General features: G+C 74.6%; 14 protein-coding genes and 1 pseudogene. 3 read left to right on the top strand and 12 right to left on the bottom strand.

The window, feature by feature from the left end; all coding sequences use genetic code 11:
- Nucleotides 1-2,189, bottom strand: a 2,189-nt coding sequence (locus ACFPBZ_RS04655; protein ID WP_378034827.1) for a chromosome segregation SMC family protein, incomplete at its 3' end; no start/stop codon positions are given.
- Between the two features lie 210 nt (nt 2,190-2,399).
- On the opposite strand from ACFPBZ_RS04655, the gene ACFPBZ_RS04650 reads away from it, so the two are divergent.
- Entirely contained in the window at nt 2,400-3,587 is a 1,188-nt protein-coding gene (locus tag ACFPBZ_RS04650; RefSeq protein WP_465251507.1) for an acyl-CoA dehydrogenase family protein, read from the top strand.
- A gap of 58 nt (nt 3,588-3,645) precedes the next feature.
- Entirely contained in the window at nt 3,646-4,092 is a 447-nt protein-coding gene (locus ACFPBZ_RS04645) for an SRPBCC family protein (protein ID WP_378034825.1), read from the top strand.
- Between the two features lie 67 nt (nt 4,093-4,159).
- On the opposite strand, the gene mutM is transcribed toward ACFPBZ_RS04645, so the two are convergent.
- The 6 genes from mutM to coaD all read right to left on the bottom strand — a co-directional run bounded on the left by mutM (nt 4,160) and on the right by coaD (nt 7,909).
- The gene (mutM, locus tag ACFPBZ_RS04640; protein WP_378034843.1) at nt 4,160-5,020 is read right to left on the bottom strand and encodes a bifunctional DNA-formamidopyrimidine glycosylase/DNA-(apurinic or apyrimidinic site) lyase; all 861 of its coding nucleotides are present in this window, start codon (nt 5,018-5,020) and stop codon (nt 4,160-4,162) included.
- A gap of 3 nt (nt 5,021-5,023) precedes the next feature.
- Entirely contained in the window at nt 5,024-5,770 is a 747-nt protein-coding gene (gene rnc / locus ACFPBZ_RS04635; RefSeq protein WP_378034824.1) for a ribonuclease III, read from the bottom strand.
- A 5-nt stretch (nt 5,771-5,775) separates the two neighbouring features.
- The gene (gene rpmF / locus ACFPBZ_RS04630; protein ID WP_378034823.1) at nt 5,776-5,958 is read right to left on the bottom strand and encodes a 50S ribosomal protein L32; all 183 of its coding nucleotides are present in this window, start codon (nt 5,956-5,958) and stop codon (nt 5,776-5,778) included.
- 14 nt (nt 5,959-5,972) lie between these two features.
- The gene (locus ACFPBZ_RS04625) at nt 5,973-6,551 is read right to left on the bottom strand and encodes a YceD family protein (protein ID WP_378034822.1); all 579 of its coding nucleotides are present in this window, start codon (nt 6,549-6,551) and stop codon (nt 5,973-5,975) included.
- 78 nt (nt 6,552-6,629) lie between these two features.
- Complete coding sequence (locus ACFPBZ_RS04620; RefSeq protein ID WP_378034821.1) at nt 6,630-7,325, bottom strand: DivIVA domain-containing protein; 696 nt, start codon at nt 7,323-7,325, stop codon at nt 6,630-6,632.
- A 107-nt stretch (nt 7,326-7,432) separates the two neighbouring features.
- Nucleotides 7,433-7,909: a pantetheine-phosphate adenylyltransferase gene (coaD, locus tag ACFPBZ_RS04615; protein WP_378034820.1), complete on the bottom strand. Its 477-nt coding sequence runs from the start codon at nt 7,907-7,909 to the stop codon at nt 7,433-7,435.
- Nucleotides 7,910-7,941: 32 nt separating this feature from the next.
- Here coaD and ACFPBZ_RS04610 point away from each other — a divergent pair, with 32 nt between their 5' ends.
- Nucleotides 7,942-8,592 (top strand): GNAT family N-acetyltransferase, encoded by a 651-nt coding sequence (locus ACFPBZ_RS04610; RefSeq protein WP_378034819.1) that lies wholly within the window; start codon nt 7,942-7,944, stop codon nt 8,590-8,592.
- On the opposite strand, the gene ACFPBZ_RS04605 is transcribed toward ACFPBZ_RS04610, so the two are convergent.
- From ACFPBZ_RS04605 to ACFPBZ_RS04585, 5 genes and pseudogenes are all read right to left on the bottom strand, one after another.
- Entirely contained in the window at nt 8,573-9,409 is an 837-nt protein-coding gene (locus tag ACFPBZ_RS04605; RefSeq protein ID WP_378034818.1) for an HTD2 family dehydratase, read from the bottom strand. The two genes, ACFPBZ_RS04610 and ACFPBZ_RS04605, sit on opposite strands and share 20 nt — an antisense overlap.
- Nucleotides 9,410-9,417: 8 nt before the next feature.
- Complete coding sequence (locus ACFPBZ_RS04600; RefSeq protein WP_378034817.1) at nt 9,418-9,735, bottom strand: hypothetical protein; 318 nt, start codon at nt 9,733-9,735, stop codon at nt 9,418-9,420.
- Nucleotides 9,732-10,283, bottom strand: coding sequence for a 16S rRNA (guanine(966)-N(2))-methyltransferase RsmD (rsmD, locus tag ACFPBZ_RS04595; protein WP_378034816.1), 552 nt, complete (start codon nt 10,281-10,283; stop codon nt 9,732-9,734). The genes ACFPBZ_RS04600 and rsmD overlap by 4 nt, the downstream gene beginning before the upstream one ends.
- A gap of 12 nt (nt 10,284-10,295) precedes the next feature.
- On the bottom strand, nt 10,296-10,769 hold the full coding sequence (locus tag ACFPBZ_RS04590) for a hypothetical protein (protein ID WP_378034815.1): 474 nt from the start codon (nt 10,767-10,769) through the stop codon (nt 10,296-10,298).
- Nucleotides 10,759-14,138 (bottom strand): annotated as a pseudogene (locus ACFPBZ_RS04585) (pyruvate carboxylase). Before ACFPBZ_RS04585 ends, ACFPBZ_RS04590 begins: the two are co-directional and overlap by 11 nt.
- Nucleotides 14,139-14,289: the final 151 nt, after the last annotated feature.

Genomic DNA, 14,289 nt, shown 5'->3' with positions numbered 1-14,289 from the left:
GCCCGGCGCCGCTCGTCGTCGGCCCGCCGGTGGTCGTCTCGGCGGTCGCGGGCGACCCCGACCTCGGCGCGCGCCGCGGTCTCGGCCTGCCGGGCCGTCTCGAGGGCGGCCGCGGTGGCGCGCTCGGCCCGTTCCGCGTCGGCCAGCCGGTCGCCCGCCTCGTCGGCCGCCGACTGCATCTCGAGGATCGACCGGTTGCCCGACGGTCCGCCGGCGGCCCACGAGGCCCCGAGCACGTCGCCGGCGCGAGTGGCCACCGTCAGCCGGGCGTCGGCGGCCAGGACGGCCCGGGCGGCGGGGAGGTCGTCGACCACGGCCACCCCGGCCAACAGCCGGGCCACCGCTCCCGCGACGGGCCCGGACGCACTGACGAGCTCGGTGGCCCACACCGCGCCCGCCGGGGCGGGGCTCGGCGCCGGGGGGTCCTCGGACGCCCCGGTGACGAGCAGGCCCGCGCGGCCGGCGTCGGCGGCGTGCAGGTGGGCCAGGGCGTCGGCGGCGGCGTCGACCCCGGTGACGACCACCGCGTCGGCCGCCGGGCCCAGGGCGGCGGTGACGGCGGCCTCGTCACCGGCGCGCACGCGCAGCAGCGCCGCCACCGAGCCGAGCACCCCGTCGCGGCCGCCCGCGAGCAGCTCGCCCGCCCCGTCGCGGCGGGTCAGCGTGAGCTCGAGGGCCTCCACGCGGGCCCGCCAGTGCGCGCGGTCGCGCTCCGCGTCGCGGTGGGCGGCGCCCGCCCGGTCGACCTCGGCCCGGACCTGCTCGTGACGTTCGGTGGCGGCGTCGAACGCCGCCTCGGGGTCGGGCGCCGGGCCGTCCCCGGGGGGCGACGGGTCGGCCGCCGTCGCGTCGTCGGCGGCCGCCGCAGGGTGCTCGGGGTCGTCCTCGGCCTCGGCGAGCTCCTCCCGGGCGGCCGCGGCGCGCTCGGTCGCCTCGGCGATCGAGGCCGCGAGGGTCTCGAGCTCCTCGATCGCGGCCGCCACCCGCCCGCGTTGGGTCTCGACCTGGCCGGCCAGGCGCGCGAGGCCCTCCCGCCGGTCGGCGGCGGCCCGGGAGGCGGCGGCGAGGCGCCGTTCGGCCGCGCCGAGCGGGGCGTCGGCGTCCTCCCGGCGGGCGGCGGCGTCCTCGAGCGACTCGCGGGCGAGCGCGACCTCCTCGGCGAGCGCCTCCTCGTCGCCGGCCGCCCGCGCGGCCTGGCGCTCCAGCTCGTCGGGATCGGGGCCCGCGGGCACCTCGTCGGCCGTGGTGACGTGGCGGTGGCGCTCGGCGGCGAGCGCGACCGTGCCGCGCAGGCGCTCGGCCAGCGACGACAGCCGGTGCTGCGCCTCCTGCGCCCGCTCGAAGGCGGGGGCGTCGCGCTCGAGCAGGCCCTCGAGCTCGGCGAGCGCCTCGGACTCCCGCGCCAGCGCCCGCTCGGTCTCGTCGCGGCGGCGGCGGGCCTCCTCCTCGTCCGCGGAGTCGCGCGCGATGGTGGTGCGCAGGGTGACCAGGTCGTCCGCGGCGAGGCGCAGCCGCGCGTCGCGCAGGTCGGCCTGGATCGTCTGGGCCCGGCGGGCGATCTCGGCCTGGCGGCCCAGCGGCTTGAGCTGGCGCCGCAGCTCGGTGGTGAGGTCGCCCAGGCGCGCGAGGTTGGACTCCATCGCCTCGAGCTTGCGCAGCGCCTTCTCCTTGCGCTTGCGGTGCTTGAGGACCCCGGCGGCCTCCTCGATGAACGCGCGGCGCTCCTCGGGGCGCGACTGCAGGATCGTGTCGAGCTGGCCCTGCCCCACGAGCACGTGCAGCTCGCGACCGATCCCGGAGTCGGACAGCAGCTCCTGGACGTCGAGCAGCCGGCACGAGCTGCCGTTGATCTCATACTCGCCCGCCCCCGAGCGGAACACCCGCCGGGTGATCGACACCTCGGCGTAGGAGATCGGCAGCGCGCCGTCGGCGTTGTCGATCGTCAGCGTCACCTCGGCCCGGCCCAGGGCCGCCCGCCCGGTGGTGCCGGCGAAGATGACGTCCTCCATCTTGCCGCCGCGCAGCGCCTTCGCGCCCTGCTCGCCCAGCACCCAGCTGATGGCGTCGACGACGTTGGACTTGCCCGAGCCGTTCGGCCCGACGACGCAGGTGATCCCGGGCTCGAACCGGAGCGTGGTGGAGGACGCGAACGACTTGAAGCCCTTGAGCGTCAGGCTCTTCAGATGCACGTCGCGGCCCCCTCTCCCGGCAGGTCGGGACGCTACGCGAGCCCCCCGACGGCCTCGCGCGGGACCGAGGCCACGTCGTCGGCCCGGTCCGGGGCCGCGGCACCGGGTACACCCGGCCGACGCGATCTTCGAGGAGTCCTGATGAGCACCACCACCGACATCACCACCGGCGCCCCCACGCCGTCGACCGACGAGGCGGTGCTGACCCCGCTGATCGGGGACTTCTACGGCTACGCCGAGCTGCTGTCGGCCGAGGACCAGGAGATCCTCGCCCGGGTCCGCCGCTTCGCCGAGGAGCGCATCGCGCCGATCGCCGACCGGGCCTGGGCCTCCACCGAGTTCCCGTACGACCTGATCCCCGGCTTCGCCGAGCTCGACATCGTCGGCCTCGGGCGGGAGTGGCCCGACCGGCCCGCCCACTCCAAGCTGCTCACCTCGATGATCAGCATGGAGCTCTCGCGGATCGACCCGTCGATGGCCACCTTCTTCGGGGTGCACGGCGGGCTCGCGCTCTCCTCGATCGACCTCTGCGGGTCCGAGGAGCAGAAGGAGCGCTGGCTGCCCGCGATGCGCCGGATGGAGAAGATCGGGGCGTTCGCGCTGTCCGAGCCGCACGGCGGGTCGGACGTGGCCGGCGGGCTCGAGACGACCGCGCGGCGCGAGGGCGACGACTGGATCCTCGACGGCGGGAAGCGCTGGATCGGCAACGGCACGTTCGCCGACCTCGTCGTCGTGTGGGCGCGCGACGTCGCCGACGACGCGGTGAAGGGCTTCGTCGTGGAGAAGGGCACGCCCGGGTTCACCGCCACGAAGATGGAGGGCAAGCTAGCGCTGCGCACGGTGCAGAACGCCGATCTCACGTTCGAGGGCGCCCGCGTGCCGGAGGCGAACCGCCTGCAGCACGCGAACTCGTTCAAGGACACCAACCGGGTGCTGCGGGTGACCCGCGGCGGGGTCGCCTGGAACGCCGTGGGCGCGATGATGGGCGTGTACGAGCTGGCCCGCGCCTACGCCCTCGAGCGGGTGCAGTTCGGGCAGCCGATCGCCTCCTACCAGCTGATCCAGGACCACCTGGTGACGATCCTCGGGCGCATCACCGCGTCGATCGCGATGGCCGTGCGGGTGGCGCAGCTGCAGGACGGCGACCACTTCCGCGACGACCAGGCCGCCCTGGCCAAGCGCGAGTGCACGATCGCCCTGCGCGACGCCGTCGCCCGCGCCCGCGAGGTGCTCGGCGGCAACGGGGTGCTGCTGGAGAACAAGGTCACCCGGTTCTTCAACGACGCCGAGGCGCTCTACTCCTACGAGGGCACGCGGGAGATGAACACGCTGGTGGTGGGCCGGTCGATCACCGGCATCGGCGCCTTCGTCGGGCACGCGCCGCGCCGGGAGGGCTAGGTCGACACCCTCGGGGATGTCTCGTTTCGGGCCACGCCGGCCCGGACAACCGAGGAGTATGGCTACCGCAACGCACTACCTCGAGATCAACGCGCCCGCGGCCGAGTGCTTCCAGTGGTGGCGCCCGCTGACCAACCTGCCGCAGATCATGGACGACGTGGAGTCGGTCGAGGCCAAGTCCGAGGGCGCCGACGTGACCCACTGGGTGGTCGACGGCCCGCTCGGCAAGAAGATCGAGTGGGACGCCAAGATCATCGACGAGGAGACCAACCGCAAGATCGCGTGGAAGTCGCTCGAGGAGAGCAACAACCACGTCGAGACCGGCGGCGCCGTGCGGTTCGACGACCACGGCACCAGCACCGGGGTCGAGGTCAGCCTGCACGTGACGACGCCCGCCGGCGCCCTGGGCGACCTCGGCGCGAAGCTGTTCGCCGACCCGCAGAAGAAGATCGAGAAGGCCCTCGAGGAGTTCAAGCGCCTCATGGAGGCCACTCCCGCCCGCTAGTCGGGCACGCAGGAGCCACGGATGAGCACGCCGGAACCTTCCGGCGTGCTCATCGTCGTCTGGACCCCTATCGCCTCCTGGGGACCTTCTGGCACGTCGGGCACCAGAACGACGACCGGTTCATGAACGCCGTCCGGACGACCGCCGTGCCGCACCGCGGGCACGGCTCGCCCTCCCGCCCGTAGACGGCGAGCGCGCGGTCGAAGTAGCCCGACTCGCCGTGCACGTCGACGTAGAGCGCGTCGAACGACGTCCCGCCCTGCGCCAGCGCCTCGGTCATCACCTCGGTCGCGGCGCCGAGCACGCGGCGGGCGTCGGGCCGGGTCAGGGTGGCGGTGGGGCGCAGCGAGTGCAGCTTCACCCGCCACAGCGACTCGTCGGCGTAGATGTTCCCGATGCCCGAGACCACGGTCTGGTCGAGCAGCGCCCGCTTGAGCTCGGTCCGCCGCCGGCGGTAGGCCCCGACGGCGGCCTCCAGGTCGAACCGCGGGTCGAGGGGGTCGCGGCCGATGTGCGCGACCGGGACCGGGACGCGTTCGCCGTCAACCTCCGTGGTGTCGACCGCGGTGAGGCCGCCGAAGGTCCGCTGGTCGACGAACCGCAGCTCCCCGCGGTCGTCGTCGAACCGCAGCCGCACGCGCAGGTGCTTCTCGTCGGGCCGGTCCTCCGGCTGCACGAGGAGCTGCCCGCTCATCCCGAGGTGGGCGAGCATCGCGGAGTCGTCGTCGAGGTCGACCCAGAGGAACTTGCCGCGGCGGCGGGCGGCGACCAGGGTCCGGCCCGCCAGCCGCGCCGCGAGCTCGGACGCTCCGCCCGGCTGCCGCCGCACCGCGCGGGGGTGGAGCACCTCGACCGAGGAGACGGTCCGGCCGATCGCATGGTCGGCCACGCCGCGCCGGACGACCTCGACCTCGGGGAGCTCGGGCAGCGGTCAGGCCTCGTCGTGCGGCGAAGCGTCGTCGGCGGGCGTCTGGAGCGACTCGTAGGCCGCCTGGGCGGCCTTCTGCTCGGCGTCCTTCTTGGTGCGCCCCACCCCGACCCCGAGGCTCTCCCCCGTGACGACGGCCGTCGCGGTGAACTCCTTGGCGTGGTCGGGACCCTGCTCGGTGATGCGGTACTCGGGCACCCCGCGCCCGGAGGCCGCGGTCAGTTCCTGCAGGCTGGTCTTCCAGTCGAGACCGGCCCCGAGTCGCGGGGCCTGGTGGAGCAGGTCGCCGAAGAGCCGCGCGACGAGGTCGCGCGCGACGTCGATGCCGTGCTCGAGGTGGACCGCGCCGAGGATGGCCTCCACGGCGTCGCCGAGGATCGAGTCCTTGTCGCGACCGCCGGTCATCTCCTCGCCGCGGCCGAGGTACATCAGCTCACCGAGGCCGAGCGTCCGTGCCACCGACGCGAGGGCGTGCATGTTCACCACGCTCGCGCGGAGCTTCGCGAGCTGACCCTCGGGCAGGTCGGGGTGCTCGCGGTAGAGCCGCTCGGTCACCGCGATCCCGAGCACCGAGTCCCCGAGGAACTCCAGGCGCTCGTTGGTGGGCAGGCCACCCTTCTCGTACGCGTACGAGCGGTGCGTCAGGGCGAGCCCGAGCAGCTCCTCGCTGACGTCGACGTCGAGCAGACGGCTGAGCCGGACCGCCGGGGGGTCCTCCCACCCGGCGGTACCGGCCGCCACCGCGGCCACGCGCGTCAGGCCGGGGTCACGGCCCGGCGGCCGGCGTACTGGCCGCAGGTCGGGCAGGCGACGTGCGGGGGCTTGGGCTGTCCGCACGACTTGTTCTGGCATGCCACGAGCGTCGGCACGGAGGCCTTCCACTGCGAGCGGCGGGCGTGGGTGTTGGCGCGCGACATCCGGCGCTTCGGGACGGCCACGGTGGTTCGACTCCTCAGTTCTCTGTACTGCCGCCGGCGAATCGCTCCTGGAGGGCGGCCCAGCGAGGGTCAATCCTCTCATGCGTGCTGCCGGCCGGTACGAAGGCCCAGGCCTGTTCGTCCGGCGACGGCACCCCGGGGCAGTCCTCGCGACAGAGGGGGGCGTTCGGGAGCTCGAGCAGCACCGCGTCGCGCGCCGCCGGCTCGAGGTCGATCTTCTCGTCGACGATGCGGGCCACGTCCTCGGCGTCCGTGGTCTCCGTGGTCGTCGAGTGGGGGTAGGCGTAGAGCTCGGTGAGGTCGACCTCGAGGTGGTCGGTCACCGGGCTCAGGCACCGGGAGCACTCGCCGACCACGTCGCAGGTCACGGTGCCGCTGGCGAGCACGCCCTCCATCACCGACTCCAGGCGGAGGTCGAGGTGGATCGGCTCGCCCTCGGGCACGCCGATCACCTCGAGGCCGAAGTCGTCGGGCGCGGGGATGTCCCGCACCCAGAGCTTCATCGTGCCGGGGCGCCGCGAGAGCTCGCGGGCGGTGTCGACGATCCAGGGATTCGTCGGGTCCACCGTCGACTTCTGGGGTTTCGCAGTCATCTCATCCGAGCCACCGGGCTGAACCGCCGGAACGTGTTCCCGACGAGGAGGATGGCCCACTGATCGAGGGTACGCGCCCTACGCGCTGGCCCGTTCGGCCCCGGCGTCGTCCCGCGCCCCGGCCCCGACCTGTCCGAGCCGCAGCTGGTGGCGGTGCCGTCCGACGGTGTCGAGGACCGACTCCAGCGTGTCGCTGAACTCGGCGAGCGCGGTGTCGACGTAGTGGTCGCAGTCGGAGCGGGCCTGGTGGGCGTCCTCGGCGGCGCGGTCGAGCAGGCGCCCGGCCTCGTCCCGCGCGGCGAGCGTGACCTCGTGCTCGGAGACGAGCCGCTCCTGCTCGGCGCGGCCGTCGGCCACCGCCCGCTCGTAGCTCTGGCGTCCGGCCTCGGTCATCCGGTCGGCCTCGGCCGCGGCCCGGTCGGTGAGGTCGGCGTACTCGCGGCGGCCGCGGGACACCGTGCGCTCCGCCTCGTGCTCGGCCTCGGCGATCATCTGCTGGGCCTGCTCGCGCGCCTCGGCGAGGAGGCGGTCGGCCTCGACCTGCGCCACCTCGGTGGTGCGCGCGGCCTCCTCGGCGGCGTCCTCCACCAGCTTGTCGCGGTGGTCCAGCACGTCCTGGGCGTCGTCGAGCTCGCCCGGGATGGCCTCGCGGATGTCGTCGAGGAGCTCCAGCACGTCGCCGCGGGGGACGACACAACTCGTCGTCATCGGCAGCCCGCGCGCCTCCTCGGCGATCGTCACGAGCTCGTCCAGCGCCTCGAACACCCGGTACACGTCGGCCCACCTCCCGCGTCGGCGGCACGCCGGCCGCGTCGGCCAGTGTGCGGCGCGCCCTGCGGCGTCCGGCGCATTCCGGCGTGGCGCGGCGTGTCGGCCCCGCGTCAGCGGGAGCCGAGGCGACCCTGCAACGCGTCGTGCACCCTCGTCGTCAGGAAGGCGGAGACGTCCCCGCCGCCGCGGGCGACCTCCTTGACCAGCGAGCTGGAGACGAATGTGTGCGCGGGGTCGGCGGTCAGGAACACCGTGTCGACCCCGGTCAGGTGCCGGTTCATCTGCGCCATCGGCAGCTCGTAGGCGTAGTCGGTGTCCGAGCGCAGGCCCTTCGCGATCACCCCGACGCCCTGCTCGGAGCACCAGTCGACCAGCAGCCCGGAGAACGCGGCGGTGGACACGTTCGGCAGGTCGACGAAGGTGGCGTCGAGCAGCTCGCGCCGCTCGTCGACGGTGAACAGGCCCTGCTTGTTCGGGTTCACCGCCACTGCGACGACGAGCTCGTCGAACATCGCCGCCGCACGGCGCACCACGTCGACGTGGCCGAGGGTCACGGGGTCGAACGATCCGGGGCAGACGGCCTTCATGGTCCGGGGTTATAGCAGCCATGATCGACGGCGTGGACCTCGTCCGGGACGACCTCGCCGCGCTCTACCCCCAGTTCGGCCTCCGGATCGCGCACGCGGGCCTCGTCCTGACCCCGCCGACCGACGCCGAGCTGCTCGACCTCGCGGCCATCGTCGCCGAGCCCGGCGGCGTCCTCGGGCCCGACGAGGCGCACTACGTCACCTGGCCCGCCGGGGACGACGACGCCGCGCGGAACTTCCTGGAGCGTTCGTGGCGCCTGCGGACCGCCCCCGGCGACACGTGGTTCGTCGCGTTCGCCGTGCAGGAGGGCGGCCGGGTGGTGGGCCACGCGACCCTCGCCCGCGGCGACGGTCCCGACGCGGTGTGGACGACCTCCTGGATCGCCCGCGCCGAGCAGGGGCGCGGGCTCGGCCGCCGGGTCCGGCTGATGCTGCTCGACCTCGCCTTCGATCACCTCGGCGCCACCCGGGCGGTCACCTCGGCCGCCGAGGACAACGCCGCCTCCCTGCGCGTCTCGCAGCGCTGCGGCTACCGCGAGACCCACCGGGCGCCGCACGCCGACGGCACCCCCGAGGTGCACCTCGCCCTGACGCCGGGCGCGTGGCGGCGCCGTCGGCTCGACGACGTGGTGGTCGAGGGTGTGGAGCCGTTCCGGGCGGCGATCAGCCGACCGTCGCGGTGATGGACGGGGGCGCGCCCGGCACCCCGGCGGCCAGCCCGCCGTCGGCCGTGCGGTCGGCGACGAGGCGCACCCCGGCGAAGGCGGACCGGGTCAGCCGGTAGTCGAACGCCGTGACGGGCTCGCCGCGGCGCCGCGGCACCTCCAGGCACATCAGCGCGAGCAGCGGACCGTGCACGACGAGGCCGGGGTAGCCCTCGACGCCCGTGACGTAGGGCTGGTCGTGGTGGATGCGGTGGGCGTTGTAGGTGAGCGCGGAGAAACGGAAGAGGAGGACCTCGTCGGGGGTGAGGGCCACCGCGTCGGCCGACGGGGCCGGCGCGTCGGACGACGGCTCGTCGAACCCGATGCCGCGCGCCTGCCCGGGCGCCTGGGAGCGGTAGACGTAGTCGGACTCCTCGGTGACCAGCAGCTCGTCGTCGCGCCGGAACTCGTGGCGCACCGTCACCAGCAGCATCTCGCCCGAGCGGCCCTGCTTGACCTGCGCCGACGTGAGCGACGAGTGCCGCGTGCAGGTCTCCCCCACGCGCATCGGGCTCGTCACCCGCAGCCGCCCGCCCGCGACCATCCGCCGCCGCTCGGGGATCGGCGGCAGGAAGTGCCCGTCCCGCTCGTGGCCGTCGTCGCCGAGCTCGCTCTCGCGGGACGCCTCGAGGAACCCGAAGGCGTGCCACAGCAGCGGGAGCGGATCGCCCTCGCCGGCCACCGGGTCGAGGTCGAAGAGGCCCGAGACGGCCGCGACGGTCCACGCGGTCGTCGTCCCGGTCGTCGTGATCGGCTCCGGGGCCCAGCCCTCGGTCGCGCTCGCGAGATCGCTCACGGCGGCGATCATGCCCCCCGCGGCCGCTTCGGCGCCTTCCCCCGCCACGCGAGCGACTGCGCGTCGAGCGCCGCCACCGTGTCGGCGCCCTCGCGCAGCATCCGCTCCCCCTGCTCCACGGCGTGCGCGAGCTGCCCGGGCTCCAACCGCCGGAACGCGGCGCCCTTCCCGCGGCCCAGGACGTCGTACCAGCAGCCGCCCACGGCGTCGTCGAGCAGCACGCGCCCGAAGCAGTGGTCGTTGCGGATCACCCAGCCGTCGTGCCGGGCCGCGGCGGGCAGCTCGTCGCGGACCAGGGCCAGGTAGCGGTCCTCGAGGTCGGTCACGCCTCGGGCGTACCCGCCAGGTGCAGCGTCGTCTCCCCGTAGACCCGCGCCTCCTCCGCGACGATCCCCTCCGGCCACGCGGGCGTCCGGGTGCGGCTGTCGCGCTCCACGACGACGAGGGCGTCGGGCCCCAGCCACGGCACGAGCAGCGCGAGCACGGTGTCGACCTCGTCCTCGGTGCCGGCGTAGGGCGGGTCGACGAACACGAGGTCGACGGTGTCGGTGGCCCGCCGCAGGAAGGTCGGCACCGACGCCCGCCGGACGAGGGCGCCGCGCAGCCCGGTGGTGCGGGCGTTCGTCTGGATGACGGCGCAGGCGCGGGGGTCGCGCTCGACGAGGGTCGCGGTGAGCGCGCCGCGGCTCAGGGCCTCGAGCCCGAGCGCCCCCGAGCCGGCGTAGAGGTCGAGCACCGCCGCGTCCTCGAGCACCCCGCGCGCGGTGAGCAGCGAGAACAGCGCCTCGCGCACCCGGTCCGACGTCGGGCGCACGCCGGTGGCCGGCACCTGGATCCGCTGCCCGCCCGCACTGCCCGCCACGATGCGACTCATCGGTCGGTCACCCTAGGTCTCGAAGCAGCGCACCTCGACCGCGCCCGGGCCGAGCACCGCCGACCGGTACACGATCCCGCCCCCGGGCCGCTGCACCCGGTGCTGCGCCACCACGGGCGTGCCCGCCGGGAGGTCGGGCCCGAACTCGACGTCGGCGGTCGTCGTCGCGGGCGCCGGGGCGGGGAGACCCCCGGCCGCGAGCCAGTCGCCGACCGGGTCGACCGCGGCGATCCGGAGCACGACGAGGCCGTCGATGCCCTGCTCGCGGCGCAGCGGCCCGGCCACCGCCCCGGGCGGGAGCGGCGCCAGGTCGCAGAAGGCGAGCGCCGAGGCCACGTCGGACGCGGTGGGCGAGGCGGTGACGCCCCGGTCGGGCCCGGTGTCGCGCCGGAGCCACAGCCCCACCACCACGCCCGCGACGACGACCGCCACCAGCGCGACGGCAGCGCCCGCGACGAGGACGACGACGAGGCGCCTACGGGGCAAGGACGACCACCAGGTCGCCGCCCTCGACCTGTTGCACGCCCCCGATCGCGACGCGCTCCACGGTCCCCGACGAGGGCGCCGTGATCCCGGCCTCCATCTTCATGGCCTCGATCGTCGCGAGGGTGTCGCCGGCCGCCACGGTGTCGCCCTCGGCCACCTGCAGGGTGACCACCCCCGCGAACGGCGCCGCCACGTGCGACGGGTCGGACCGGTCGGCCTTCTCCGCGGCCTTGACGTCGGTGCTGACGGCGCGGTCGCGCACCTGCACGGGGCGCAGCTGGCCGTTGAGCGACATGAGCACGGTGCGCAGGGCACGCTCGTCGGGCTCGGAGATCGCCTCCAGCTCGATGATCAGCTGCACGCCCGGCTCGAGGTCGACCGCGTACTCGGTCTCGCTGCGCAGCCCGTAGAAGAACTCCTGGCTGCGCAGCACCGAGGTGTCGCCGTAGCTGGTGCGGTGCTCGCGGAACTCCTTCGTCGGCCCGGCGAAGAGCAGCCGGTTGAGCGTGGCCGCGCGGTCGGTCTCGAGGCCCGTGCGGTCGTCGTCGGTGAGCTCGGCGATCCCGGGCCGCTCGGCCCGCCCCTCCAGCGCGCGGGTGCGCAGCGGCTCCGGCCAGCCCCCGGGCGGCTCGCCCAGCTCGCCGCGCAGGAAGCCGATCACCGAGTCGGGGATGTCGTACTTCGAGGGGTCGGCCTCGAAGTCGGCCGGGTCGACCCCCGCGCCCACGAAGTGCAGCGCGAGGTCGCCGACCACCTTCGAGGACGGCGTCACCTTCACCAGGTGCCCGAGCATCCGGTCGGCGGCGGCGTAGGCGTCCTCGACCTGCTCGAACCGGTCGCCGAGGCCGAGCGCGACGGCCTGCTGGCGCAGGTTCGACAGCTGCCCGCCGGGGATCTCGTGGGTGTAGACCCGGCCGGTGGGTGAGGCGAGGCCCGACTCGAAGGGCGCGTAGATCTTCCGGACGAGCTCCCAGTACGGCTCGAGCGCGTTGACCGCGTCCAGCGACAGCCCGGTCTCCCGCTCGGAGTGGTCGGTGGCGGCGACGAGGGCCGACAGCGACGGCTGCGAGGTGGTCCCGGCCATGGACGCGACGGCCGCGTCGACGGCGTCGACCCCCGCGTCGATCGCCGCGACGAGCGTCGCGAGCTGGCCGCCCGCGGTGTCGTGGGTGTGGAGGTGGACGGGGAGGTCGAAACGCTCGCGCAGTGCGGTGACGAGCGTCCGCGCCGCGGGCGGGCGCAGCAGGCCCGCCATGTCCTTGATCGCGAGCACGTGCGCGCCCGCGTCGACGATCTGCTCGGCCAGGCGCAGGTAGTAGTCGAGCGTGTAGAGCTTCTCGGCCGGGTCCATCAGGTCGCTCGTGTAGCAGAGGGCGACCTCCGCGAGGGCCCCGCCCGACTGGCGCACGGCGTCGATCGCCGGCCGCATCTGGGAGACGTCGTTGAGCGCGTCGAAGATGCGGAAGACGTCGATGCCGACGCGGGCGGCCTCCGCGACGAAGGCGTCGGTCACCTCGGTGGGGTAGGGCGTGTAGCCCACGGTGTTGCGGCCGCGCAGCAGCATCTGCAAGCAGAGGTTCGGCACGGCCTCGCGCAGGCGGGCGAGCCGTTCCCAGGGGTCCTCGGCGAGGAAGCGCAGCGCGACGTCGTAGGTGGCGCCGCCCCAGCACTCGAGCGAGAGGAGCTCCGGGGTGGTGCGCGCGACGTGCGGGGCGATCTCGAGCAGGTCGCGGGTGCGCACGCGGGTGGCCAGCAGCGACTGGTGGGCGTCGCGGAAGGTCGTGTCGGTGACCGGCACCGTCGTCTGCGCGCGCAGCCAGGCCGCGAACCCCTCGGGCCCGAGGTCGCCGAGGCGCTGGCGGGAGCCGTCGGGCGGCGCCGCGGCCAGGTCGACCGCGGGCAGCTTCTCCCGAGGGTCGACGAGGTCGGGGGGCGTGCCGTGCGGCTTGTTGACCGTGACGTCGGCGAGGTAGGTCATCAGCCGGGTCCCGCGGTCGGCCGGGGCCCGCGCGGCGAGCAGCCCGGGGTGCTCGGCGATGAAGCTCGTCGTCACCCGGCCCTCGCGGAAGTCGGGCTCGTCGAGCAGGGCCATGAGGAACGGGATGTTGGTGGCCACGCCGCGCACCCGGAACTCGGCCAGCGCCCGGCGCGCCCGCCGGACCGCCGTCGCGAAGTCCCGGCCGCGGCAGGTGACCTTCACCAGCAGCGAGTCGAAGTGGGCGCTGACCTGCGCGCCGGCGTACGCGGTGCCGCCGTCGAGGCGCACCCCGGAGCCCGACGCCGAGCGGTAGGCCGAGATCACCCCGGTGTCGGGCCGGAACTCGTTCGACGGGTCCTCGGTGGTGATCCGGCACTGCAGGGCGAACCCGTGCAGGGACACCGTCTCCTGCGACAGCCCGAGGTCGGCGAGGGTCTCCCCCGACGCGATCCGCATCTGGGCCCCGACGAGGTCGACGTCGGCGACCTCCTCGGTCACCGTGTGCTCGACCTGGATGCGCGGGTTCATCTCGATGAAGTGGTGGTGGCCGTCCCGGTCGAGGAGGAACTCGACGGTGCCGGCGTTGACGTAGCCGATCGCGGTCGCGAACTTCACGGCGTCGGCGCAGATCCGCTCGCGCTGCTCGGGCGACAGGTGCGGCGCGGGCGCGATCTCGACGACCTTCTGGTGCCGGCGCTGCACCGAGCAGTCGCGCTCGAACAGGTGCATGACGTGGCCCTCGGCGTCGGCGAGGATCTGCACCTCGATGTGCCGCGGGTCGACCACCGCCTGCTCGAGGATCACCGTGGCGTCGCCGAACGCGGACGACGCCTCGTTCATCGCGGCCTGCAGGGAGTCCCGCAGCTGTCGTTCCTGCGTGACGAGGCGCATCCCGCGCCCGCCCCGCCCGCGACGGCCTTGACGAACAGCGGGAACGTCATCTCCCGGGCGGCGGCGAGCAGGGTGTCGACGTCGTCGGACGGGTCGGAGGAGTCGAGGACCGGGACGCCGGCCTCCCGGGCGGCGGCCACCGCGCGGTGCTTGTTGCCCGCCATCGCGAGGACCCGCGGCGGCGGGCCGATGAAGGTGATCCCGGCCTCGGCGCACGCGCTGGCGAGCTTCGGGTTCTCCGAGAGGAAGCCGTACCCGGGGTAGATCGCGTCGGCGCCGGCCTTCTGCGCCGCCCGGATCATCTCCTCGATGGAGAGGTAGGCCCGGACGGGATGCCCCTCCTCCCCGATCAGGTACGCCTCGTCGGCCTTGAGGCGGTGCTCGGACTGGCGGTCCTCCACCGGGAACACCGCCACCGTGGCCGCGCCCAGCTCGTAGGCGGCGCGGAACCCGCGGATCGCGATCTCGCCCCGATTGGCCACGAGCACCTTGCGGAACATCGACATGTCCTCTCTCCGGGGAGACCTCGGGGCGGCGCCGACCGGCCGCGCCCGCGGTGCGGGGCACCTGCGGCGGACGGGTACGAGGGCGGCGCAGGCTACCGCGACCGCGTGACGTGCGGGGCCGACGTCGGGTACCAAGGAGGGGAGC

This window comes from Actinomycetospora atypica, from assembly GCF_042653685.1.
GTDB lineage: Bacteria > Actinomycetota > Actinomycetes > Mycobacteriales > Pseudonocardiaceae > Actinomycetospora > Actinomycetospora atypica.
This window is presented reverse-complemented; position numbering and strand designations above follow the sequence as displayed.